Here is a 25,293-nt window from a genome sequence, read left to right on the forward strand (position 1 = left end):
GCTCTTTTTTGTATTAATAAGGTTAATCAAATGACTGTGGAACACACTGTAACAAACCTTTTAGACTCATTAAAAGATCCTTTGCTAGGCTTAAATGGCAAAGAAATGAATTTACAGTATCATGTCGAGTCTACACCCAGTGAGCTTCTCATTAATCTGACAGCCGGGTTTCCCAGTAGTTTATTAGAAAAAAACTTTAAGGCTTTGGCGCTTGTCAGTTTGCAAAATCAATTCCCTAATCACCAAATTACGCTCAAAATTAATCAATTTATCAGAGCTCACAAAACGCAAATGGTGGGCAAAGGGTTGCGGGGCGTTAAAAATACCATTGCTGTTGCCTCTGGTAAAGGAGGCGTGGGAAAATCTACGGTAACGGTTAACCTGGCGACAGCCTTGGCTCGATTAGGTGCTCGAGTTGGCATTTTGGATGCGGATATTTATGGCCCCAGTATGCCTTTAATGTTAGGGCAAACTGATCCAGTACAAATTAGTGGGGATTTTTATTTGCCAGTACAAGCCCATGGAATACAGGCGATGTCGATTGGTTACCTTACAGGCAGTGATCAAACATTAATTTGGCGGGGACCAATGCTTGCCAAATCGTTAATCCAGATGTTAGATATCACCCTTTGGGATGAATTAGATTATTTATTTATCGATTTACCGCCAGGAACTGGAGATATTCAACTTACTTTAGTACAAAAAATTCCTCTTACCGCAGCTATAGTCGTTACTACGCCACAAAATGTAGCTACTTTGGATGCTCAAAAAGCGATTACTATGTTTGCTAAAACAGGGATTGATGTACTGGGAGTAATCGAAAATATGTCTACCCATATTTGCAGCCAATGTGGTCATGAAGAAGCAATATTTGGAGAAGGCGGAGCAGCTGCGCTTTGCGATACCCACCACAGTACTTTATTAGGACAATTGCCTCTAGACAGCCGTATCCGCCAACAATGTGATGAAGGGATACCTACGGCAACTCAACCACATGATGAATTAACGGATGCATTTATCAAAACAGCGCTACGCTCTGCTATTGAACTGGCAAAAAAACCAATCAATTATGCAGATAAATTCCCCAAAATTGTTGTTGAGTAATACGACGTTAGAAAGGTAGCTTAAATGTCATCAATTGGTCTATTACGAGCGTAGCCAGAGGGAGCACCAGATTTTTTATAATCGTAACCCGTATTAGCACAACGAAATACGGGTTTCAAAACAACTTCAGAACTTATATAAAAACTATTCTCATATTACGTTGCACTAATACGGCTGCAACTGATGCAATATATCATAAGGGCCCGTGACCTAAATTTTTAAATCACTAATCTATTTTCTTCTATGTATTATTTCGACTAGATGGTTATAATACAAAAAAATAAAAATGAGGAAGCCATGTTAAGATTATTTATATTAACAATCAGTATTTTATACTCTTGCTTCGCTCTGGCTAAATCAAGCTACCAAGTTGATTTGATTGTTTTTGCCTACCCGCAAAATGGCGATAAAAACAGTAAGCTGGCCTTAGACTCGCCATTGATTCCAATCAGCAACAATGCAATTACTCTTAAAGCCGATTCAACCAAGCCTTATGGGTTACTCCCAGCGTCAAAATCAGGATTACGCGATCAATATTATTTACTCAGTCGAAAATCTCATTACCAAGTCCTGGGTCATTATTCATGGAAACAGCCGAGTAATAATCAAAACAGTGTTGCTTTACCTAATATCAGTCATAATGGATGGCAAATGCAGGGCACGGTTCGTGTGCGTCAAAGCAACTACTATCTGTTCGACGCGGATTTACAATTATCACCTCCGAATAATCCTCAATCTTCTTTTGTCGTGTCACAAAAACAACGGTTAAAAGGCAGTCAGGTTTATTTTCTCGATCACCCGCAAGTAGGCATGTTAATCAAAATACATAAATTAGCTTAAAATTGATTTTAATTTGGGCGTAATTAATTGAATTATAAGATCTGCCAGAGCACGCAAGCATTTATTTTTTGGGGTACCCGAGCGCCAAAACAAAGCTAAAGTACGAGTAGGAACCGGCTCCTCAAAGGGAATACATTTTAATAAATCAGAAGACTCAGTACCTACAGCTAGTGCAGGTAATAAAGTTACTCCCATTCCGGCCTGTACCATTAATCTTAGTGTCTCTAGGCTGGTGGCGGTAAAATCAGCCACTTCATTCGCCTTAGCCATTTGACAGACAGCCATAGCTTGATCACGTAAACAGTGTCCCTCGGCTAAAAGCATGACTTGCTGATTTGCCAAGTCGCTAATTGCAATATGTCGGGATTGAGCTAAAGGATGATTATGAGCACAGGTAAAATAAAAAGCTTCCTTAAACAAATGGTGATGAGCAAAATTGCTCGCAACCGGCTGAGCCATGATTGCAGCATCGATCTCCCCTCCTTCCAGCTTACTTATTAACCTATGGGTTTGCTCTTCCACCAACCATATTTTTAAATTAGGAAAAGTGTTTTTGATGGTGGGCATCACTGCAGGAAGTAAATAAGGGGCGACTGTGGGAATAACCCCTAAATGTAAATCACCGGCATAAGGATCTTGTGAATGTTGGGCTATTGCTTTCATCTCTTCACAAAGGATAAGTATTTTTTTAGCTTTAGATAACAACTCGTAGCCTTCATCAGTTAAAAAAACCTGTTTGTTGCTTCGCTCGAATAATGCCACTCCCAAGGTTTCTTCCAGCTTTTTAATTTGCATGCTTAAAGTAGGTTGACTGATGTAGCAACGTTTAGCAGCCTCACCAAAATGTCTTAACTCTGCTAAAACCACAAAATAATTCAAGTCTCTTAAATTCATAAGCCACTTCTTTCGATTGGTATTATCTATTAATATAGCAAAATAATGTATATTATCCTATCGATAGAGTTTTACCCCTATTTTCTCTCAAAAATAACGTAAAAAAATTTACACCACTCTTAATGTCCTATATATTCGCTTTTTTTCTGAGGATATGATGGCATTAACAAACACAATGACTTCCAATAAATCAAGAACCATCATTTGGCTGGTTGGAGTCTCCTTCTTATTATTCCAATTCTTTTTGCAATTATCTTCAGGAATTATTATTGGTTCTATCATGCACGAGCAAAAACTTTCAGCGCTGTGTGCAGGTATTTTAAGTAGTGCTTTTTACTATGTTTATACTTCTTTTCAGATTCCAGTAGGACTGCTTTTCGATCGTTATAATGCCCGAACCCTATTATCTGTAAATGCCGTCCTATGTGCGACAGGTTGTTTTCTGTTTGCTTCTGGCCAGTCAGTACTGACCCTGTTTCTAGGGCGGTTGATTATTGGCGCTGGCTCTTCTTTTGCTTTTGTGGGGCTGACCAATGTGCTGCGGCAGAATTATCCTCTGAAACAATATGCATTTATGATAGGAGTATCTGAAACTTTAGGATTTACTCTTACTGTCTTTGGAATGATCGGTATGGGTTCATTCATCGGTCATTTTGGCTGGCGCTATTTTATTGTTGGTGCGGGCATTCTAGGGCTATTGATTGCTCGCTTATGCTGGAAATACATTCCGAGTAATAAACCGGTAGTCACTACTCATCTTCACTATAAAAAACAACTCATTTTGATTTTAAAAAATAAGTTAGCCTGGGCTAATGGACTATTTGTTTGTTTGGAGTTCTCGGTTATCACCGTTTTTGGCGCCATGTGGGCAGTTCCCTTTTTACAATTAAAACTGGATTGCAGCCTTAAAACAGCAAGCATTCTGACATCTATGATATTATTGGGAGCTGGCTTGAGTTGCCCTCTTTTTGGTCAATTATCAATTCGCTTCACTAACCGCAAACCATTAATCCATTTTTCATGTTTATCAACCGCAGCCTTACTACTTATCACGTTATATTTACCCATCCATAATATAATTTTGATCGGTTTTGTACTCTTCGCTATAGGACTTTGCTGCGGAGCTTACATGCTGGCTTACTCCATCTCAAATGAGTTGGCTCCTCCAGAGTCCTTAGCAACCTGCACTGGCTTTACTAATACTCTGGCCATGCTCTCTGCACCTCTTTTTCAACCTCTTATCGGCTATTTACTGGATCTTTTCAGCACTACACCCGGTCTATATACCTTAAAAGATTATCAAACGGCTCTTTTAATCATTCCCATTTCCTTGGTCTTGGCCAGTATACTCGCTCAATTTCTTCCAGAAAAAGCAACACGAGATACCACCGCCCCCTCTTTAGTTCTTAATCCTGACTTATTATCTTGATGTGGTTAACTGTAGTCCTCAATCTAAGAAAATATATTATTGGATTAAGCAAAAGAATATTATTTAGCCCCTTCACTTGCCAAAGGCCTTACCTTCGATATGATCAATAACCTCCTCTTTTTCACTCAACGGAGTATAAAGATTTTCTTGCGATGTCAATTTGCCATAGAGCTTAACTAGTTTGCCTATCAATTTGGGAAAACTATCCTCAAGACCCATCTTATTTTTCACATTCTTATCATGCTGCCATCGAGTGATTACATCAGGTTCACCAAGTGTTCCATACGCTTTTTTGTGAGTTTTTTCGAAGGTGATTTTTGCCTTTTCCAGGTCTATTATATTTTTATTGAACTCCTTAATTAACTTACTCAGCTGAGGTGAAAATTCAGCGTTTTCACCTTCACGCAATTTTATTTTAAGGGTAATTAATTCAACAAAAATATTAAACAGCCATTGATAATGTACCAAATCAAAGTAAGCCATTTTATAGCAAAGGCAAGGATTTAAATCGTGTTCCAGGAGTTTAATCGCTTGCTCTGAAGAGCAAGGGCTTTGAAATAAAGGCAGTTTTTTTTGAACAGTACTTTTAAAAAAAGGAATAAACGAATATTCAGTAGTTTCTATAACTGGGGACTTGGCACTTAATTCCTCATTTACCCACGGCATGGATTCTTTACAGAGAAAGAGATTGAGTTTATATTGTCCTTCTGCCTGCTTAAGGTAAAAATCCAGTTTTTCTTCCTCTGTAGTTGCTACCCCAGTGTTTATAACCTCAATTTTTAGCCGGTCACTTTGAGACTGATAATGTTCTATAACAGTCTTAGGCTCCATATGATCAAATACCACAAACCTGGTTGTATGCGCCTTTCTAAACTCATCTTCATTGAGCAAAATAATTATATTATAAATGCCAGCCTTATCAAGTTGATGTAAGTGGCCAAAAGGAATGTTGATGTATTCTACATTCGATAAAATTACTGCGATTTTCATCCCAGATTCTCAAAAACTATAATATAACGTTAAGTATAGCCCAAGGCTCTGAATGAGATTTATCAAATATAAAAATCCACTAGAAAGCAAGAGTTGCCTTGATGCGGTACCCCATCAAGGCAACTCTACTTCTTTACGCCATTAGCGTATTATTGATAAGCTACATTTTAACTCGCGGCAGCGGCAGCTTCCTCGATTGGCTCTTCCATTTGTGCAAAGGATTGTTCTGTGACAAAACAAAATCCTCTGGGGTTTTCTTTGGAAAATCCTGCGATAGAAAGCGGAGAATTATCTACCTCTTGCAATGTGTTTAATACCTTTAAATTCAGCTTGGGCAGCCCTAGACTAAGCAAACACTGATCTTTGGCTATGGATTTTATGGAAAGAAATTGCGACATTTTTACCTTGTTGCCTAAAGCATCTCGCCAACCAGCTACAGCGGCACCGGTAGCATCAGCTTCTTTAAGATTAGCGGAATAAAATCCATTATCATCGCTCAGCCGGCAAAAGGTAGTACTAATATCATGTGATGATTTTTGGTGTTTACTAAACCATAATTTACCAAACCAGGCATTGTTTCCAGTAACAAACTGCTCTTTATTTCCTGTGCCCGTTTGCACATGGCCATTCAAACGACTGGTCTGCAACGCTTGTAACTCTACTCCTGGACGTAATACTAAAGTCTCATGGGCATTATTAACATTAGCCTGTTTTAGCATATCTACTTTAAAATTAAAGCCTTTTTCATTTTCAGCTTTTACTCCAAAAACCCAACTATCATTAATCGGATTGTAACGAATAAAAGAACGTCCTACATGCCAATTAAGCTGGGTCGATTTATCTATTTTCTCACTGCCTTCATAAAATAATACCAACTTATTTGTTTGCCCATCAATCAAAGCTGTTTTGGCATGAAAATCAGAACCCTGTCGCTGGATTTGAAAGAAATAACCGTATCGTTCACCACTTTCATTGGTAACCATACCAGAAAAAGTCCAACTTCCCACCGTAGGCTCAACCGGTTGAAGTATTTTCTCAGGCTCTATCTCTGTTCCTTCAACTGCATATACGCCCGTACTAATAAATAGAATTATGAAAAATAAGACAGACCAAATTCTAATTAGCATCATATTAGCAATAACCTTTTAATTGTTGATGTGACCACAGTGCCTGCCAAAATGCATCATTCAAATGGGCCTCCACTGGCAAATAATACAGCCTATCGGAATTAAAGGAACGACATTTTACGGCATCCTTTTCCGTCATGATAATTAAAGACTCCGAATGGTTTAAATCATGGGATTTAAACTGATAATGATCAGGGTAAGAATACGAATTGAATTCTATCCCTAATTGACTCAAAGTGGAATAAAAACGTTGTGGATTTCCAATAGCCGCAACAGCTGCAATTGTGCCACTTATAGAATCAGGATTAATTTCTTCTTGAGTAGACAGTTTTATTATTTTACCAGGTATTAAATTCATTGGATAAGCATTTTCCCAAATGCCCTCGTTAACGACAATGAAATCCACCTGTTTTAAGCGTGCATCTGATTCTCTTAATGGCCCTGCGGGTAAGCATAAGCCATTACCTAGACCTCTTATTCCATCAATAACCGCAATTTCAATAGCTCGCCCCATTCTATAATGTTGCAATCCATCATCACTAATAATAATCTGGGCCTGATGTTTTTTTAAAAGATAGTCTACTGCCTCAGTACGTGCAGGAGAGATAATTACAGGACAATGGGTTTTTTGAGCGATCATCAAAGGCTCATCCCCTACCTGCTCCGCAGAATCATTTAATTGAATCTCATAGGGATAATGCTGAATTTTTGCACCATAACCACGACTGACTATCCCAACCCTTAAACCTTTTTGCTGCATTTTTTTTGCCAATTCAATCACTAAAGGGGTTTTACCAACCCCACCCACTGTCAAGTTACCCACCACGATAAGCGGCACAGGACAACTAACCTGGCAAAAATGTTGTAGATACCAACGTCTGACTCGAGTAATAAATTGATACCCCCAAGACAAGGGTCGCAGCACCCATTGTAAGGGGTGTTTACCGTACCATAATTTATCAAGAGTTAAGGGCATCAAACTACGGCTTCCTCATGAACCAAACCTAACTGTTGTACTTTATAAAGCTGGGTATAATGACCATTTAAATCGAGCAGCTCCTGATGACTACCCTGCTCGACAATGCGACCATTCTGCATTACGACAATTTTATGGACGTGTTTAATCGTTGATAAACGATGAGCAATCACTAAGGTAGTTCGACTCTTCATAACCTGTTCTAAAGCCGCCTGGATGTATTGCTCAGACTCACTATCCAAAGCAGAAGTAGCCTCATCAAGGATAAGAATAGGGGCATCTTTTAATATAGCGCGGGCAATAGCCAGTCTTTGCCGTTGTCCACCGGATAGTAATACGCCATTTTCACCTACACGAGTGTCATATCCTTGGGGTAACTGACAAATAAACTCATCGGCATAGGCTAATTTAGCGGCCGCTATAATTTGTTCCCGCGTCACATCAAAACGACCGTATGCAATATTATTAGCCAGAGTATCATTAAAAAGAGTCACATTTTGACTAACTAGCGCCATCTTCTCACGCAGACTGGCTAAACTGAGCTCATTTATTGGCATACCATCCAGAGTAATCATACCCTGAGTCACTTCATAGAACCGTGGTAATAAACTGGCTACAGTTGTTTTACCACTTCCTGAATGCCCAACCAGAGCAACAGAGGTACCTGACTCTATGGTAAAATTTACATCATGCAATACTGTTTTACCTTGTCTGTAGGCATAGGACACTTGTTTAAACTCAATTTCACCGGATGTTTTGTGCGTCGCTAAAACTGCCCCCTCATCCCCTTCAATAGGCATATCCAATAAATTAAAAACACTTTCTGCCCCTGCTAATCCTCTTTGAATGGTGACATTCAAAGTAGTTAGCCTTTTCATCGGTTTAATCAACTGCAACATGGCTGCAATAATCGCTAAAAATGAACCCGCAGTGATGACAATTACGGTAGACAATTGAATAGCCACCATAACGATCATGGCAATTCCAAGCGCGATAACGAACTGAACGCCAGATACGTTAACTACGTCACTCACTGCAACTTTCATATCATTTTGCCGAGAACGCTCGGTCGCTTGATTAAATTTTCCTATTTCGTATTTTTCTCCGCCAAAAATACGTACTACACGATATCCTTCGATTGCTTCACTGGCAATTTCAGTAACTTCACCCATCGTTTTTTGGACTTTATGACTAATTCGCCTGACTCGTTTATTAGTATAATTAACAATTAAACCGACAAAAGGAACCGTCAATAAAAACATCAGAGACAATTGCCAATTGATTATCATCATTACCGTGATAAGGCCAATAACCAAGCACACATTTTGGACAAAATCAGTTAGGGCATCAGCACTAACCTGAGCCACTTGCTCCACATCATAGAGAATTTTCGAGAGCATCTGCCCTGAAGTTGCTTCATCATAAAAATCTGCAGGTAAACGGATAATATGAGCAAAGACTCTTTGTCTTAAGACCTTAACCACTGAGCGAGCCACCCAGGTCATGCAGTAACTTCCCAGAGAACTGACTATCCCCCTAAGAGTAATACCTATTAAAACAATAAGAGGGATTTTATTAACGAAGTCCATATCCAAATGGATAAACCCCTTATCCAAGAAGGGTCTTGTCATATAAGTAAAGCCTGCGTCTATACCGGAATAAAGCATGTTGGCGAATATGCCCAAAAGCAGTATTGGCCAAAAAGGTTTGACGTAAGAGAACAATCGTTTATATAAATAGCCGTTTTTTACAGGTACTTTATTAGTCATTAATTATAGGGTCTAAGGTGGGCAAAATGTGTGGAATTGTAACTCTTATTCAGCCCAAGTGCCAATATTCTTGAATAACTGTAGCAGCAATTTAGAAATACCCCCTTTGGGGCCTCGCTGAAGTTAGTCTCGAATCAATCTTATCAAGGTTTGAGCGAAGAACTTACCTCATGTTGATTCAATGCCACAACCTCCCAATCATCAAATGATTTTTGAATTTCCTTGACTGTTTTTTGACGTTCTGTTTGAGAAAAAAATCCACTTCCTGTTACTGCCAATTTACCAAGTACTAAAAATAAACCAACAAGGGTAGCCGCAATGGCTATGTTAATTAAGATAGGCTTCCAGATTTCGCGGTGTGTTCCCATTTTGGTGTATCCATCATTTAACGCACTGCGAAATAGATTCCGGCACGTCTCTTGGTCTTCCAAACCAATTCCATCGCTCGTAAATAAACCGGCAATGGCTTTTAATTCATTAGCTAAATTTTGAGCTTTAGTTCCTTCTGCAATGCTTTTTACCTCATTTTTTTCAACCAGCATCGTCCCGTAGCTAAATAATTTCTCTATTTGCTCATATAACTGGATAAGTTCTTTCTGTTGTAGGCTTGGATCTTGAATTTGTAAGCTTGGATCTTGAATAGGTTCTTTTAAAATCTGGTCTTTTTCCTCTATAGAGGTTGAATAAGAGTTAATCACATTTCGAGCAACACGTAATACATCTCGGAAAGTGGGCTCAGGGGTCAAGTGCTCCAGGCGCGCTTTTGCCAAATTGGTTTCAAATGCCCTCACCAATAGCTCAGCATCCCGTTCCTTCACTCCTTTCGCTATTAAAATAGCCTTATTTTCAGCATGAGGACAAGGAGGTAAACTCAAATGAATCAAACGGTGTGCTAAGGCCGTACCCGTAAGACGACGTCCTGCCATATTCACTGAATTTTGAGTTCCGATGATTAAAAATCCTGGTTTTAAAGGCGGGGCTCCTTCGGGTGTTTTACCCATCAATAAATCATTAAGCAGACGCTCCATCATGGGTGCACTGTTAATTTCATCCACGACAACAACCGCCCCTTCATGAAACGCTTTTAATAACAGCTTTTTCTTATCTGCAATTTGCATACTAACCGGCATGCGATAAAATGCTTTATTGGGGCCGTTAAGGTTAGGCTCGCCTTCATAATCATGAATCTGTACATAACCTCTTGCAATCAAAGAGGAAATTACCATTTCACTTTTGCCCGAAGCAGGGTCGCCTTCTAATATAATCCCCCCTACCCCACCGTATTTTTGCGTTTCATTAAGCGTCGTGCGTCTTAAATCCCGTAAGTCTAATAAGTCATGCAACCGACGGGCAGCTGCGTCCCTGGAAGGGGTAATGAGAAAATCAGGACTCACCACCAAGGGCGATTGAGGCAAACTCTGTTGCGGTTTAAATTGAGCATCAAGCTCAGAGCGATGAGACTCAGCAACCAGAGTACGTGCCAATTGATAGGCATAATGTCGCGATGCTAAAATACAGTCTTGCGTGCTGGCTTTTGGGTGCTGATGCGCGTAAGACACTACAAATAAAGCCATCATTTGAAGTTCACGAATCGCATCATGAGAATATTGCCCCATAAAACGATAGATATCTAAAATAGGGGTGACTATCTTCAGCGTATCGTGTTCTAATCGCGTCCCCACAAATACCGGCTTTAACAATTTTTCGTAAATAAATTCCAAAGGCATGGGTTCAAAAACCACGGCATTTCCATGCTGAGTAAAAAAGGGCGATAACTGCCGCTCCCCACCATAACTTAAGGGATTACCCGCAAAAACCACTTTATGGCGAGCAGTCAACGGATAATATGTACCCTCAATGACAATTCCTGGCGGAACATCGAATAAGCCCTCAAAATTACTCCATTTATTAGGAGTAATATTCGCCTCATCAATGAACAGAATGGCCTCATTAGCGGAATCGTCTAGTGCCCAGTCCCGCATGCGCGACTCACTCTGATACAAGGTGATATTGGGCTGTGCTGCGAAATGCTCGCTTATGAAGGTGGATTTACCTACCGCAGTGGGGCCTGTGAGGTAAACATAAGGAGAATGGGCTAAAACCGCATTCACTTCATTCAATCGTTTTTGAATAAAAGCGTCTGCCTTTGCTTTGCTGTTTGCCGCATCAAAAGCACTAGGCCTAAAGGTCCGTGGTAAATCCTCCATTCCCTGCCAAGGATTTCGCCCCACCTCATTAGGAAAAGCACGTGAATAAGTGATGCGCGCAACCAATCGGCTGTAAGACTCTTCATAATAAGGAGTAAGCAACTGCAACTCAGTGGCCGTAGCCTTAAACCGGGTTTTAAGAAGGCTCAACTTTTCCTCTAAAGTCACATCATGATGCTGCACATTAGAACAATAATTAAATGAAGTGGTGGACTCATCACCCACCAGCACCAATTGCCCATCTAACTTTTTAGAAGACAAGAGCAAAGAAGCAAAATCATCCATCAACTCTGCTGAGAAATGGCCGTGCAATACCACTTTTTTATGGTCGGCTAATCCCGCCAAAACTGCACTGATTTTTTGCTGGAATTCAAAACGCAAGGTATTGGGATTCAGTCTCCCATTCAGATTCATCAGTAAACCTGCAGCCTCACACTCTGAAACATCAATAATTTGACACTCTTTATCATGCTTAGTAAGCATCCTTACCGTAGCCAAAGAATCACTACTGGTCATTATCAGGGGATTACCCTGAACGGATTTGTCCCAAGGTTTACGAATAGGTTTAGTCAATACCGACTCATCAACTAAAGAAGGGGGCAAGCTCACTCCAGGGGCTACATGACACTGCAGTTTTACCTCATGTCTGATGCACTCATTCAGTAATAAACCCCATTCATCTTCAGTTAAACTCCGGGTGAGATTCACATCAAGAGTACTGCCAGAGCACTGTTCTAAAACTCCAGGCAAAGTATCTAACGCAGCCTCTTCATTCGAGCATTGGTATTGACGAAAATAAGTACTTAATTGTTTGGGATTTAACAGGAGACTGTCTACTTTAAGACCCGAGGTAAAGGCCACATGGGGAGTTAATTTGCTCCATTCATAACCTTGAGTCCTGCTCCACTGTTGAGATGGAGGAATTTTAATAATCCGGCCTGCATGGTGAATTTCGCCGCGAATCATCATCTCATGCCACATTTCCTGAAAACGTGCACGGCCCCATAACCCGTTTTGAATTTGAATCGGCTTCCCAAGCGCTAAAGCTTTTTCTAAAGCCCCTTCTTCAAACTCCAAAACGTCTTTTTTAATACGCCAACGTCCTAGCAACCGCTCCTCCCAATCGCCGGCCGCACCTAAATTAATCACCGTACTCTCTTCGGCCAATTCCCCAAGAACAACCTCTTTGGGAAACTGGGGCAATCGATTCATTAGGGCCTCTTCGGAAAGAGGACACTTTTCTCTCTTATCAAGACGGGAATAAAAATCAGCCCCCTGATAACATCCAGGCTTATTGGGATTAATAAAACCAATCACCTGTACGTGAGCAGATAAAGGGGTTCCATCTGCTAAACGCTCTTGGTCAAGCAAACTGTTATAACGTACAATGTCATCCGCATTGAACGCATCATAATTGACTAAAACCACTGGCGGATTTGCGACATCTACTGGCTTCATTAGAAAATCATAAAAAGGACCACCAGGTCCTTTCTGTAAAATACCCTTTTCTCCCTCACGACGTATAAAAGGGGCTGAGCACACCAAATCATCCGGAGAATTAATACAATACACAGGGCGAGACACAGAAAGACAATGATTTAAAACAGCCAATTGCAGTGCTTTCACCTCTCCTGCAGAATTCAGCTCCACCAAGCGTTTTTTATGTTCATCAACCGCAACTAAATTCTGACAGTATTCAGACAAAGACACCTTAGGCGGCTTGTCACGATTCCAGGTTTCCAGTTGACGCGAATAATCACTCGCCTCACGAGCACGTAGTTGAACCGTCACATCAGCAACAAAGGACGGGAGCTGAGAATAAGAGGACGTCAAAGTACTCAATGCTTCGATACAAGCGTGACGCTCAAAAGAGGATAATGCATCCATACTCTGATGCAATTGAGCAATAAAATTTTTATTCTTTTTTGAAAACTCCTGCAATAAACTTAAGGTATAGTTCGCCACATGGGGAGTCTTAATTGCTAAAGCCCACGCAGGCTTCCCCTCGGTATTTCGGATAAGTAATCCCTCTAATGCATCGAATGAGTAATGACTGGCCGGCGGTAAATTTTGCAATAATAAATCAGCCTGAGAAGAGTCAATAAGAGCTAATAGCCCACCCTCCTGTAAAAAAACATTGCTGTTTGTAATACACGGGGTCTTAATAGTATAAGAGCCTTGTACAGAAACTAACTCACCAAGACTCTTTTTAATTAAAGCTTTTAACTCATCCCTACTGCTTACTGTTTTAGGACCTTCGACACCATTGGGGTCGTAAATTTCCCACGTACCTCTTCCCAGGCTTTTGACACCAATAACGTGCCAGGGATTATTGAAAAAGAAGGAACCTTGAGCGTGTTGCATCAAAAACTCATCTAAAGCATCTCCTAAATATTGCTTTGGCGCTGAGCAGAACTTGAATTGGTACTCCTCCACATAATCCAATATCTCCCTAAAATCATTATGGAGTAATTTATCTCTGTTTAAAGTATCCAAATGGCCGTTCCAGGCGTTAACACGACCCATTAAGGAATTCCATTCGTCTTTGTTTTTACTTAAAAATAAATGAACTAAGGAAGAACATATTCCGTCTTGTAACTCAAAAATCCGTTCTCTGTGCTGATTGGTTAAATGTAAATATTGCGACAGCTTCTCAATTACCATGCCCTGATTTAAACTCTTATTCGTTCCTTTAAAACGAAATTCGAAATCCTGTGACGTGGGTTTTTGGTGGAAAAAAGAAGACCTATTATGAGTTGGATCTTTTAAAATAAGAGTTTCATTTTTATTAGACTCAGGACCGAGCTCAGGAGTTTTGATACCGTCTAAAACCAGTACATTTCTGGAGTGAAGCAACTCTAGGATTTTTGGAGAAACATTTTGACAATCAGTTAAATGAACCTCCTTTAAGTTAGGGGCACTGAGTAATAATTGGTATAAAGTCTCTGAAGAAATCTCAGAGCATGCTAAAGATAATTTCTCCAAATGATTTAAGGGAACCATTGTGCTTTTAAAATCGCCCAACTCCACTTCATTTAGAGTTAGAGTTTTAATATTGGGAGTACTCATTAAAAATTGTTGCAGGTTTGCTATAGAGATAGTCGCAGAAGAAAGGAATGCCTCTTCTAAAGAAGGCAGGTAGAAACAATCTTTACGAAAATCACTAAACGTAACACCATTTAAGTGAATCGTTTTAAGATTAGGTGTGCCAGCTAAAAAGCGCTCTAAATGGGGCGTAGGAATCGTAACCCCATGCAAATTCAGTTTTGTAAGAGATGCCAAATTTAAATCCTGGGCATCGAAAGAAGATAGATTACACTTGACTAAATCTAAAGTTTGTAGATTTGGGCTTCTCCTTAACAATTTATGGAGATTTACTCCCGAAATAGTGGAAAAACTTAAAGACAACTCATTCAATTTTAATAAATTAATATCTAATACTTCTAAATCGTTTAAGTTACGGCAGAAATTTAAATCCAACTGTTGTAGATTAGGAGCATTAATCAATAATTGTTTTAAATTTACGCCGGAAATGTTACTACCATTTAAGTTTAATGTTTCTAATGACCTTAAATTACAACCAGAAAAACCTAAACTATCCAGAGTTGAGGCATAATTTAAATCCAGGGTTTTAAGGTTGGGTGTTGCAGACAGAAGTTGTTGCAAATCTGTTGGGCTAATAATAGCGGATGGGGCGAATCTAAGTGTTTCCAAGGCAGATAAACTCAATTTAGACCCATCTAAATTCTTTAGTAAGATCCCAGATAAATCAAGATTTTTAAGATTAGGAGCATTAAGAAAAATTTTATACAAAGTAGGCAGCGAAACATCGGTAGAGACGATTTTTAATTCGTCAAGATTATTCAGTCTACCCACATCAAAATTGGCTAAGTCAGAACATTGATGAAGGTATAATATTTTTAAGTTGGGTGTATCAGCTAATAACCGGCTTAAGTCCGATCCGGAAATACTTGAGTTGTACAACAATACGTATTCTAAACATGGGAATGAAAATGAGCGCGGTTCAAGAGTTTGTACTTGTCGATTTCCAGCGAACGTAATTGCTTTTAATTTGGGAGAGCTTAATAATCGTGATACAAGTAAAGGAGGCGTGGCAGCTATATCTACATATTCAAGCTGGGGTAAATTAAACGATATTTCAGAGTCCAAATCATGCTCTAAATATCGTAGAGTAACGGATTTAAGTTCTTTTATCTCAAGGAAAACTTCTTGTAATTTTTCAGGAGTTAAGAAAGAACCTGGTGAATCTATCTTTAATTCTTTTATCTCTCGAAGCTGGGGCCATTCGAATGTTTCATTAGCAGTAGTGACTACTTTTTTTTCCAATAATGTTTGTACCTCATCTTTTTTTAATGTCAATTCCCTATATTTTCTACCAGGTTTTGCTAAGGGAAAATTAACTTCTAATTCTTTTTGAACTGGCATTTTTGGTGCTGAATTACTTTCAAATCCATCATCCGATGAAAAATTACTGGATATAATCTCTTCAACAGGTGGAGTCGCCTGCTGTAAAATAGAATAAATCTTATTCCTAACAGCGTCTGATCGATTTGAGCATAACCGATCTAAATTAATCCCTCTTGGTAAAGAATCTACTCCTGAAAGTAAACATTCCATTGCATGATCATCTAGAATACAGGTATTGGAAATCGATAGTAGATTGGGATGTTGCCTAATAGCACAGTCAATCACCTTACCGGGAAAAGCAGGGGCCATTTTTTGCTGGACATCATTATTACTTAAGCGATCTATAGAGGTTTTAGATAGTTTCTCAACGATTCCATTTTGCCAAATATAAATAGAAAAACCGTCAATCATTAGTTGATTTAATTTAGCTTTAATTTCATCAATTCTGACTTTGGAGGAATTATAAATAGTCCAATCTGCCACTATTAATGATTTAGGTTTTTTACTTTGAGAAGAATACTTTTTCCAATAAGGTTTACTTTTTACGAGCTGATTTACATCCAGGGAACCTTGAGGGGTAGCACTGAATAACGGCTCACCGGAGCTTTCAGTGTAATAAAAATCAGCGGGATAAGGCATGCCTTGTACCAAAATATATGCACATGATCATATATTAATCTAATTGATTGTTTTTTTCAAAAATCATGATGATAGCAGCACTTTAGAAATTATCCTCTTTAGCTCTCGCTAAAGCGATCTTCATCGAGGACGGCAAAGCTCTTATTCAGCTCGAGCCCAATGTTCTATTTTCCTCATTATCCTTCGTTACATTCATATCAAACTAAGAGAAAAATCCCCGTAGTTGCTGCGAACGGTGCGATCCAATCCTCCAGGTAAAATGACTTCTTTCATCAAGCATATAATGCCTTAATATTGTCTTAAGGATTAAATATTAAAATATCGGCCAATGTGCGTATATTTTATCCATAATTTTACATTTATAGTGCTGGAGCGAATCTATATACATTATTATCCACTAATTGGAGGTGGAGCATTCAACTCAATCCATGTTCATAAGGGATTATGATATGAGAGATCCTATAAGGGTATCAGCAGAAATGAAAGGTAAACAATCTATAGAAGGCTCCAGGAATAACCCTAATACTGGTCAGTATCATTTCGGGCAACAAGCAGAGACTCGCACTCAATTGTTCGAATTAGATGATTTAGAAAATAGTGCATTTCTTGGGCTACCAGAAGAACTCCAACTCCAGATCTTAACTCAATTATCCTTAACTGATTTATTGATAGTGAAACAAACTTCGAAGGCATTAATGCGATTAAGCGATATTGCCATTGCTGATATTACTAAGCCGCAAAACATCATTAAGTATCTTAGTCAAGCCAGCGGTATTGAGGGTAATCAATTTATTACTGTTTATCAACAAACCCCCAGATATAAAGAATTAAAAACCAAAGTTGCAAATAATGATAATTCATTGACTAATGAGGAAAAAATTTGCTATGCCATCGCACGTGACAGCAGCGAGTTACCAGCTGGCTTAGTTGATGCCATGGAGGCTTTGGATTTAGATAAGCAAACCCGTAATCATTTGGGGCTGATTGTTGAAGTTACCGAGACTCAGTCAAAAATGCCAGACAAGGTTCTTGAGCTGTTCGAGGCGAATCATCCCCGGAATTTCGTTAACATTTTGACTGGTATTCAATTTAATGGAGCTAAACTGGTCGCTAGGAATTTATCTTATGCGCTGCTTGTCAATGCAAGGTTCAGTAACCCTTATACGAATACGGATATGTCCGACATTAATTTGCGAGGTGCTAACCTAACTCATGCCCGCTTAGAAAAGTGTTTATTACGGAATGCGGACTTAACTCATGCTAATTTAAACCATACCAATTTAAAGGGAGCTGATTTAACCAATGCCAAGCTTAGTGGGGCTAATTTGCGCAATGCGGATTTAACTCTTGCTCAACTGATTAATGTGGATCTTCGCAATGTTGACCTAAGTGATGTAAACCTCGAATGGACGTATTTAAAAAACGTACGCTTAGTACCTGTAGAAGCCTATGAAAGTCCTGAAGCAATGAAACACTTTCTCGCCAGTTTTCAGACATCTATTGCGAGTCATAGTAAAGGCAGTCAGCGTAATCTACAAGAACAGTTATTACATGATGTGGCATCCCAGATTGCCAGCTCTAATACTATGACTAAAATGGCGAAAGAAGAACTACTTCAAACTGTACTAGCACAATACAATCCAAAAACGATGCCTTCCAGCATCATTTTTTTTGAGAATCCCTGTCAGACCTTGTTGTATGGTAAGCCCAAGAAAGAAGAAATTGTGGAACATCCGCTTAAAAATGAGTTCTTAAAGTTGATCAATAGTATTCTGGATGATTTTGATTCTCCAGTTGCTGCTATTCCCGCCAGGCGAAACCGGCGTAGAGGTAACGTTAAGCCTGAACGAACTCTAAACCATCTAGTGTTAGATAATATAAAAGCGATTAATGAATGTCTTGCCAAAGATCCAAGTTTAACTTCCAGCTCAAAAATCTGCCAGGCTTTTGGTATAAGTGCATCCACCTGGCATCTCATATTTCACCTGAATAATTCTCCACTGAGTGAGCCCGAGCAGTACCCTGCGATTGATTATCCTTACGTGGCCCCCTCCGAAGGTGATGCTAAAAAACATTATGCCAGTGAAGTATTTAATGGCGCCTTATTTGATGTAAAAAGTCTACAACAAATCAAAAGAGAGGAACTTGATGATTACTTATATGGTGATGAAGATTTTGCCGTTATCGTCCAATATGGTAACCATACTGTAAAACTGGGAGACCTGTTAATTACTTATGAGCCGAATGGTCCAGGTAGCATGTCCTTGTTAGTACAAGCCATTGATTTCGAAAACAAACAATTAAAGCCTTATTTTAATTTTGACTTTCAAGCTAAGGTTTCTCTTATGCCTGAGATTTATATTCCCGTGATGCTCTTTAGCAAATATTCTGTACCTAATCCAAATACAAAACCTTGCCACTTACGTGAAATTGAAGCCGGTTATGCTATGAAACAAAGGATTATTGAGCGAGTGTTTGCAACTCAGAAGGGCCCTCTTCCGCAATTAGCTACAACTCAGCAAACAATTGAGGAAGAAGCGCTTTCTGGTGAAAAAGAAGCTGATAATAAAGCATTAGTTGGATATAATCGATATACACTTCATGGAAAAAAGCAACCGAAGACTCCTTCTTCCGAAGCGGCATCGACCGATCCCGAAAAGCGTAATGAGAGTGTGAAATCTCCTAAGCGCTCAAATTAGATTTATTATATTGGCCGTCATTCCACATTGGCTGGAATGACAGTTCTTTTTTAATGATACTCAAAGCTAAAAAGGAATCAGGATCACTGAATACCGCGATGAGTTAATTAGAAATGTGCCTTTTATTTCAGAAATTCCGTTACAACTCTCCAAATGTCATCTTAATCCTTGTATATGCACAGTGAAAGCCTGCTTTTTGAATATTCAGATCAGAGATAGTACCTGGTTCAGTAGTCACGGTTGCTAATGCCAGATCATGCTGTTTGGCAAAATTTAAGCGCGTGAACAACAGTTTTTTTTGCAACCCCCTCCCTCTGTAAGCAGGCATGGTACTGGTAACGCCTAAATCGCAGACATCACCATGCATGGCAATGGTCGCCCCGGCAACTATCTTATCTTGGTCAAAAGCAGCAAAGGCTTTAATACCTTTTGCCCGAGCATAATGAGAAAATTGTTCCTGGGCTTCAGGGTAACCAAAACCTGAAGCCACCCTTTTTGCCCACTCACCCAATTCATGTTGTTGTACTTCTCTTATAAGGAAGTCCTCTTCAAAATTACCCATTATCTTATAGTTTTTTAAATCCAGGGCCGACACATTACTTAATTCGGTAACACCATAACCTCGTTGATTTAAAAACACGGCTAAATCATTTCCTGCAAAGGGACATAACTCAATATCAATACGTGAATGTCCTAATGATTTATAAAATTGTTCTATAGTTTCAATTTCGGCTTTAAACTGTTTCGATTTAGTGGCAAACCCCCACCCTACTACCTGTGATAAAAAAGAGTCAAAACCGGAGAAGCAGGCAGCCCCCTCATTAATTTCAAGTATCCTGCCCTGAGCGTATTGTTTCGTAACCTCAATATGACTTTGCTTAATACACCCCTCCATTCGCGCTGCCAAATCTTTAGTAATATACATCATCTTGTTCCATTAAAGGCTCTTTAATCCTGATACTATTCGCGAGACCAAACCCGGTCCCTGATATATCAAACCACTATACACCTGCACTAGTGATGCTCCCGCATTAAGCTTTTCCTGAGCACTGAGACTACTATCAATCCCCCCTACCCCGATTAAAGTAAGGTCATCTCCCACATATTGTTTTAACAGCCGTAGGCATTGGTTAGATAAGTCGGTTAAAGGTCTACCACTTAAACCGCCTTGCTCTTCAGCATGAGGCATTTTTTTAACCAACTCTCGCGAACAGGTGGTATTGGTAGCAATAATACCTTCCGCACCATGATGCAAAATAATCTCGGTCATTTGTTTTAACGTTTCATCAGTCTCATCCGGAGATACTTTAACTACCAATGGCACATGACGTTGGAATTGATCGGATAATTTAATTTGTTCGACCTGCAATTGAGATAATAAATCAGCAAAATACTCCCCTTGTTGTAGCTGGCGTAAATCTGGAGTATTAGGTGAAGAAATATTAATGGTGATGTAGGATGCATGCTCATATACTTTACGTAAACAATAAAGATAATCGTCAGCTGCCTTATTCAAAGCAGTATCTTTATTTTTTCCAATATTGATCCCTAATATTCCCTTATAGTTTGCCTTCTTTACATGAGTTATCAGAGCATCTACGCCCTGATTGTTAAAACCCATTCGGTTAATTATTGCTTGAGCCTCAGGTAAGCGAAATAAACGGGGTTTAGGGTTACCCTCTTGCGGCCTGGGTGTTACCGTGCCTAATTCAATGGAAGAAAATCCTATTTTTGCCAATCCATCGAGGTACTCTCCATTTTTATCCAGACCAGCCGCTAAACCTACAGGATGAGGAAAATCCAATCCCATTGCTTTAACAGGCCTCCCTTGTGGTTTTCTAAAGTAAACTTGAGGCAGATAAGACAAAGCTGATAAAGCAAAATCGTGGGCTCTCTCTGCTTCCAATCTAAAAAGCAAAGGACGTAACAATGAATACATAAACTACTCCGCAACTGAATTTATTGACGTGATATAGATTTGGAAGATGGTTTCTTTAAGGTTTTAATGAATAGGGAAAGAGATTTTATCTGATGTTAAATAAAAATCCTACTGATGTAAGAAGATACTTTCTGTCATATTTCAAACAAGTGGGGAGTCGCTCTGGAACAAACCGAAAGATACCAAGTCCCCACGAATTCTAAAAACTAAATAAGACACTCTTGTGCCCATACTCTAAGCATGGCATTACCCGTTTTATGTAAGTGAAAAGCCACTTCTCTGACTTCTACCCCATAATTTTCCTGCTGCAGCCCCAACAATACAGGTCCAAGAAACTCGGATGTATTTCCTTCTCTATCAATCAAGGGGAAAATTCTGACCTCTTTTGCAACTCGGGCCAACTCACGAATAACTTCCAAATGGAACGCTACAGTCTGGTCGTCCAGATCAGCAAATAAATAATGCGAACTTAGAGCAAAATCAAAAGAAAAATCGGCAAAGGGCAAATGATAATCAGCAACGCCAAGATATCTTCCTTGAGCTTTTCCGGCAGTATAATCTGCAAAAAATTGCTTCATACCCTCTTTTCTTTCTGCTACCAGATTTTCATAACTACCACTGCGGGTAAAATCAAATCGCTCCTGTTCTTTTTTTACCTGTTCAGCCATATCAGCAAAAATCATTATGGCTTTAGAAGACAAGGTATCTTTATCCAATACAAAGAAAGGATCACAACTGACTACCTTATGATCTTTTTGGGTTTGCTGGTAATTAACCGCGCTAGGTCCACAGCCATATTCTAAAATATTGGAATTCATCTCATCTTGAGATAAATCAAACATTTCACGATATTCCTCTACACCGTGCCCCCAGAGTACCAGTTTACGCATGAGCAACTCTCCTTATATATAAACCTGATTTCACTGTTAAATCGATTACCAATCACAACCGCAGTGAATCCAGGATAGCACCAACAGCAATCCATAAGGATTAAGCTTTTGACCTTAGATTAGGTGATTTTTTAAATCAGGTAAAGGATCATTATTAAAAATAGAAACATCAAGATAGAACCAAACGTAAGTCGTCAGGATATGGCACTCTTTGAGAACCAGATTAAAAAACAGTCGTCATCGACAAAATGCATACTCGTGAACGGTTAATGAAGCAAAATCGAAAGATAAAACTCACGAAAAAGCACTATGAGCCGCAGGTACATAAGCATTCTTCAACAACGAAAACCAAACTGCCAGGGGAAGAGCCAAGGTCGAACAAAAAAGCCTCCCGAAAAAGCGCGGTGTACACCAGGTACATGAGCATTTTGCGGGAGGCTTTTTCTTGCGAGATTGGCCTTCAATGGCAGTTTGGGGTTGCAAGTTTAATTCGATTGGGTATAGTCTAACGTTATTTATCAATAAGTAACAGGAAGTCATCCATGCACTCAGGGTTACACTATCAATTAGGCGAAACATACGACATGTTAAGAGACAGTGTCTATCAGTTTGCCCAAGCAGAAATCGCGCCTATTGCAGCTCAAATCGATGAGAAGAATGCCTTTCCTAATCACCTGTGGCAAAAATTAGGGGATATGGGATTACTGGGTATTACGGTCAGCGAAGAATATGGCGGCGCTAACATGGGCTACTTGGCTCATGCAATAGCTATGGAAGAAATATCCAGAGCGTCTGCTTCCGTAGGTTTAAGTTATGGAGCACATTCCAATTTATGTGTTAATCAAATTTATTTAAATGGTACCAGTTCGCAAAAACAGAAATATTTGCCTAAACTTATTAGTGGAGCCTATATTGGCGCTCTGGCAATGAGTGAATCTAATTCAGGATCTGATGTAGTCAGCATGCAATTGCAAGCACGTCAATCAGGAAGCAAATACATTCTGAACGGCACTAAAATGTGGATCACTAATGGTCCAGATGCTGATGTATTGGTAGTTTATGCTAAAACGGATAAGCACGCTGCAAGTAAAGGTATTACCGCTTTTCTTATTGAAAAAGGAATGGCTGGATTCAGAACAGCTCAAAAGCTGGATAAATTGGGAATGCGTGGTTCAAATACGTGTGAATTAGTCTTTGAAGAGTGTGAAGTTCCAGAAGAAAATATACTGGGCGAAATAAATCGAGGCGCTAAAGTACTCATGAGCGGCCTTGACTACGAACGCACCATCCTCGCTGCAGGCCCTGTGGGTATCATGCAAGCCTGTATGGATCTTGTTTTACCCTATGTGCATGAGAGAAAACAATTTAACCAGCCTATAGGTGAATTTCAATTCATTCAGGGCAAATTAGCTGATATGTATACGGAGATTAGTGCGTGTAGAGCCTATTTATATACCGTTGCTAAAGCCTGTGATCAGGGTATGGTCAGTCGCAAAGACGCAGCAGGAGTTATTTTATATACGGCTGAAAAAGCAACGCAAATGGCACTACAGGCAATACAAATATTGGGCGGTAATGGATATATTAATGAATATCCTGCCGGTCGATTGTTGCGGGATGCAAAACTGTATGAAATTGGAGCTGGCACTTCTGAAATCAGAAGAATGCTAATTGGACGTGAACTTTTTAAAGAAACAGCATAAGGAATAGGGATATGGAACATAATGATATAGTAATCGTTGCGGCAAAAAGAACGCCTATGGGTGGAATGTTAGGAAGTTTATCTTCTCTTTCAGCCCCGGAATTAGGTGCTGTAGCACATCAAGCCGTATTATCCCAATCAGGAATGTCACCCGCAGAAATAGATGAAGTAATCAGCGGTTGTGTATTACAAGCTGGTATTGGTCAGGCAGCGGCCAGACAGGCTGCAATTAAAGCCGGCATCCCTAACTCTACAGGCGCTACAACCATTAATAAAATGTGTGGTTCTGGAATGAAAGCAGTCATGCTGGCTCATGACTTAATTCTTGCAGGCTCCGCTAATGTCGTTTTGGCCAGTGGGATGGAAAGCATGAGTAATGCCCCCTACTTGTTAGCTAAAGCGCGCTCGGGCTATAGATTGGGCCATGGCGAATTAAAAGATCATATGTTCCTTGATGGACTTGAAGATGCCTACAACAGAGGGCAGCTAATGGGATGTTTTGCAGAAACTACGGCCAGTCATTTTAAGTTCAGCAGAGAACAACAAGATGAATATGCTGTTCAATCGATGACTAAAGCACTTAAAGCGATGGAAAATGGCTCGTTCTCTGAAGAAATTGCTACCGTAACATTCAATACTCGCAAAGGCGATGTTACTGTCAGTATGGATGAGGGGCCTGATGCAGCAAAACTGGCTAAAATAAGCCAGCTCAAACCTGCGTTTAAATCAGACGGAACAGTCACCGCAGCGAACTCCAGTTCTATTTCCGATGGAGCTGCCAGCTTAATAATAATGAGTGCAGCAAATGCGCAAAAACGTGGGGTAAAACCTTTAGCAAGAATCGTTGCTCATGCTAGCCATGCACAAGCTCCTGAATGGTTCACTACTGCTCCAGTTGATGCAATTCGCAAAGTGATGAATAAAGCAGGCTGGAATCAAAATGATGTAGATCTCTTTGAAATTAATGAAGCTTTTGCGGTTGTTGCTATGGCAGCAATAACTCAGCTTGAATTAAATCCAGAACAGGTTAATATTCACGGTGGTGCTTGCGCATTAGGCCATCCCATAGGTGCTTCGGGTGCACGTATCCTGGTCACATTGATCCATGCATTAAAGCAGCAACGTAAAAAACGCGGCGTCGCATCTTTATGTATAGGCGGCGGTGAAGCCACGGCTATGGCAATTGAATTGTTATAGATTGAGGTAATAACTGAAGCATTACCTGGCGTAATACGGGAATAAGGTTGTATCGCTCCCGTATTACGCTTTGCTACATAAAGGCTATGGAAATAAGATAAAAAGGCGCGAACAATAAAATAATAAGAAAGGATGTACATGTTAAGACACAGTCTCATTTACCTGTTACTCAGTATTTTGGTAGTAATTTTTGCGCGATACGCGCATCTTCTTATCGTTTATATCGATATGTTTTTCACTTATGTCAATTACCACTTAACGCCTATTTTCAGCCAAACAGGCTGGGGACTTATCATTAGAAAAATTCTGGTTCTGATGCTAATGCCAATAGTCATCACTGGAATCCCTGCGCTTCTTTACAGGGTGATTAAAGGTCATGATATGCCCCATTTTATCGCTATTGTTTGGGTAATCTGGACTGTCATCGTTTTGAGCGATATATTGATACGGTAAGGATACAAAA

At 39.7% G+C, this 25,293-nt stretch carries 16 protein-coding genes; 7 read left to right on the forward strand and 9 right to left on the reverse strand.

The genetic code is table 11. The features are described 5' to 3' along the window. Nucleotides 1–30: 30 nt before the first annotated feature. Together apbC and LOX96_RS00250 are read left to right on the forward strand one after the other, a co-directional pair. Nucleotides 31–1,104: an iron-sulfur cluster carrier protein ApbC gene (gene apbC / locus LOX96_RS00245; protein ID WP_250420023.1), complete on the forward strand. Its 1,074-nt coding sequence runs from the start codon at nt 31–33 to the stop codon at nt 1,102–1,104. A 297-nt stretch (nt 1,105–1,401) separates the two neighbouring features. After that, on the forward strand, nt 1,402–1,944 hold the full coding sequence (locus tag LOX96_RS00250) for a CsiV family protein (RefSeq protein WP_250420020.1): 543 nt from the start codon (nt 1,402–1,404) through the stop codon (nt 1,942–1,944). Here LOX96_RS00250 and LOX96_RS00255 read toward each other — a convergent pair. Further along, nucleotides 1,936–2,838 carry a LysR substrate-binding domain-containing protein gene (locus LOX96_RS00255; protein WP_250420018.1) on the reverse strand — a complete coding sequence of 301 codons (903 nt, stop codon included), beginning with the start codon at nt 2,836–2,838 and terminating at the stop codon, nt 1,936–1,938. The genes LOX96_RS00250 and LOX96_RS00255 overlap by 9 nt on opposite strands. A gap of 154 nt (nt 2,839–2,992) precedes the next feature. Between LOX96_RS00255 and LOX96_RS00260 the strand changes: the two genes are divergently transcribed. Continuing rightward, nucleotides 2,993–4,267, forward strand: a complete 1,275-nt coding sequence (locus tag LOX96_RS00260) for an MFS transporter (RefSeq protein ID WP_284498259.1) — start codon at nt 2,993–2,995, stop codon at nt 4,265–4,267. Nucleotides 4,268–4,339: 72 nt separating this feature from the next. Here LOX96_RS00260 and LOX96_RS00265 read toward each other — a convergent pair whose 3' ends face one another. The 5 genes from LOX96_RS00265 to LOX96_RS00285 form a co-directional block, all read right to left on the reverse strand. Beyond that, entirely contained in the window at nt 4,340–5,257 is a 918-nt protein-coding gene (locus LOX96_RS00265; RefSeq protein WP_250420015.1) for a hypothetical protein, read from the reverse strand. Nucleotides 5,258–5,424: 167 nt separating this feature from the next. Continuing rightward, the gene (locus tag LOX96_RS00270; protein ID WP_250420013.1) at nt 5,425–6,387 is read right to left on the reverse strand and encodes a hypothetical protein; all 963 of its coding nucleotides are present in this window, start codon (nt 6,385–6,387) and stop codon (nt 5,425–5,427) included. Between the two features lies 1 nt (nt 6,388). Continuing rightward, a complete protein-coding gene (gene lpxK / locus LOX96_RS00275) occupies nt 6,389–7,360 on the reverse strand; it encodes a tetraacyldisaccharide 4'-kinase (protein WP_250420010.1) in 972 nt (323 codons plus the stop codon). Continuing rightward, a complete protein-coding gene (gene msbA, locus LOX96_RS00280; RefSeq protein WP_250420007.1) occupies nt 7,360–9,129 on the reverse strand; it encodes a lipid A export permease/ATP-binding protein MsbA in 1,770 nt (589 codons plus the stop codon). The genes lpxK and msbA overlap by 1 nt, the downstream gene beginning before the upstream one ends. 143 nt (nt 9,130–9,272) lie before the next feature. Next, nucleotides 9,273–16,403 (reverse strand): hypothetical protein, encoded by a 7,131-nt coding sequence (locus LOX96_RS00285; RefSeq protein ID WP_250420004.1) that lies wholly within the window; start codon nt 16,401–16,403, stop codon nt 9,273–9,275. Between the two features lie 449 nt (nt 16,404–16,852). On the opposite strand from LOX96_RS00285, the gene LOX96_RS00290 reads away from it, so the two are divergent. Further along, entirely contained in the window at nt 16,853–19,102 is a 2,250-nt protein-coding gene (locus LOX96_RS00290; protein ID WP_250420001.1) for a pentapeptide repeat-containing protein, read from the forward strand. A gap of 139 nt (nt 19,103–19,241) precedes the next feature. On the opposite strand, the gene LOX96_RS00295 is transcribed toward LOX96_RS00290, so the two are convergent. The 3 genes from LOX96_RS00295 to LOX96_RS00305 all read right to left on the reverse strand — a co-directional run bounded on the left by LOX96_RS00295 (nt 19,242) and on the right by LOX96_RS00305 (nt 21,931). After that, on the reverse strand, nt 19,242–20,027 hold the full coding sequence (locus LOX96_RS00295; RefSeq protein ID WP_250420162.1) for a GNAT family N-acetyltransferase: 786 nt from the start codon (nt 20,025–20,027) through the stop codon (nt 19,242–19,244). Between the two features lie 12 nt (nt 20,028–20,039). After that, nucleotides 20,040–21,041, reverse strand: coding sequence for a quinone-dependent dihydroorotate dehydrogenase (locus tag LOX96_RS00300; RefSeq protein ID WP_250419998.1), 1,002 nt, complete (start codon nt 21,039–21,041; stop codon nt 20,040–20,042). A 206-nt stretch (nt 21,042–21,247) separates the two neighbouring features. Further along, nucleotides 21,248–21,931 (reverse strand): class I SAM-dependent methyltransferase, encoded by a 684-nt coding sequence (locus LOX96_RS00305; RefSeq protein ID WP_250419995.1) that lies wholly within the window; start codon nt 21,929–21,931, stop codon nt 21,248–21,250. Nucleotides 21,932–22,473: 542 nt separating this feature from the next. Here LOX96_RS00305 and LOX96_RS00310 point away from each other — a divergent pair. The 3 genes from LOX96_RS00310 (at nt 22,474) to LOX96_RS00320 (ending at nt 25,283) form a co-directional block, all read left to right on the forward strand. Then, a complete protein-coding gene (locus LOX96_RS00310) occupies nt 22,474–23,634 on the forward strand; it encodes an isovaleryl-CoA dehydrogenase (protein WP_250419992.1) in 1,161 nt (386 codons plus the stop codon). Nucleotides 23,635–23,645: 11 nt separating this feature from the next. Then, complete coding sequence (locus LOX96_RS00315; RefSeq protein ID WP_250419989.1) at nt 23,646–24,830, forward strand: acetyl-CoA C-acyltransferase; 1,185 nt, start codon at nt 23,646–23,648, stop codon at nt 24,828–24,830. A 138-nt stretch (nt 24,831–24,968) separates the two neighbouring features. Beyond that, on the forward strand, nt 24,969–25,283 hold the full coding sequence (locus LOX96_RS00320; protein WP_250419987.1) for a hypothetical protein: 315 nt from the start codon (nt 24,969–24,971) through the stop codon (nt 25,281–25,283). Nucleotides 25,284–25,293: the final 10 nt, after the last annotated feature.

Origin of the sequence: Legionella maioricensis (assembly GCF_023618015.1) — a bacterium.
GTDB lineage: Bacteria > Pseudomonadota > Gammaproteobacteria > Legionellales > Legionellaceae > Legionella > Legionella maioricensis.

What these genes read in the sequence shown, in the direction of transcription:
- LOX96_RS00315 (WP_250419989.1), top strand. Translation starts at nt 23,646, where the DNA reads ATGGAACATAATGATATAGTAATCGTTGCGGCAAAAAGAACGCCTATG.
- LOX96_RS00320 (WP_250419987.1), top strand. Translation starts at nt 24,969, where the DNA reads ATGTTAAGACACAGTCTCATTTACCTGTTACTCAGTATTTTGGTAGTA.
- LOX96_RS00250 (WP_250420020.1), top strand. Translation starts at nt 1,402, where the DNA reads ATGTTAAGATTATTTATATTAACAATCAGTATTTTATACTCTTGCTTC.
- msbA (WP_250420007.1), bottom strand. Translation starts at nt 9,129, where the DNA reads ATGACTAATAAAGTACCTGTAAAAAACGGCTATTTATATAAACGATTG.
- apbC (WP_250420023.1), top strand. Translation starts at nt 31, where the DNA reads ATGACTGTGGAACACACTGTAACAAACCTTTTAGACTCATTAAAAGAT.
- LOX96_RS00300 (WP_250419998.1), bottom strand. Translation starts at nt 21,041, where the DNA reads ATGTATTCATTGTTACGTCCTTTGCTTTTTAGATTGGAAGCAGAGAGA.
- LOX96_RS00255 (WP_250420018.1), bottom strand. Translation starts at nt 2,838, where the DNA reads ATGAATTTAAGAGACTTGAATTATTTTGTGGTTTTAGCAGAGTTAAGA.
- lpxK (WP_250420010.1), bottom strand. Translation starts at nt 7,360, where the DNA reads ATGCCCTTAACTCTTGATAAATTATGGTACGGTAAACACCCCTTACAA.
- LOX96_RS00305 (WP_250419995.1), bottom strand. Translation starts at nt 21,931, where the DNA reads ATGCGTAAACTGGTACTCTGGGGGCACGGTGTAGAGGAATATCGTGAA.
- LOX96_RS00290 (WP_250420001.1), top strand. Translation starts at nt 16,853, where the DNA reads ATGAGAGATCCTATAAGGGTATCAGCAGAAATGAAAGGTAAACAATCT.
- LOX96_RS00260 (WP_284498259.1), top strand. Translation starts at nt 2,993, where the DNA reads ATGATGGCATTAACAAACACAATGACTTCCAATAAATCAAGAACCATC.
- LOX96_RS00285 (WP_250420004.1), bottom strand. Translation starts at nt 16,403, where the DNA reads ATGCCTTATCCCGCTGATTTTTATTACACTGAAAGCTCCGGTGAGCCG.
- LOX96_RS00265 (WP_250420015.1), bottom strand. Translation starts at nt 5,257, where the DNA reads ATGAAAATCGCAGTAATTTTATCGAATGTAGAATACATCAACATTCCT.
- LOX96_RS00295 (WP_250420162.1), bottom strand. Translation starts at nt 20,027, where the DNA reads ATGTATATTACTAAAGATTTGGCAGCGCGAATGGAGGGGTGTATTAAG.
- LOX96_RS00270 (WP_250420013.1), bottom strand. Translation starts at nt 6,387, where the DNA reads ATGATGCTAATTAGAATTTGGTCTGTCTTATTTTTCATAATTCTATTT.
- LOX96_RS00310 (WP_250419992.1), top strand. Translation starts at nt 22,474, where the DNA reads ATGCACTCAGGGTTACACTATCAATTAGGCGAAACATACGACATGTTA.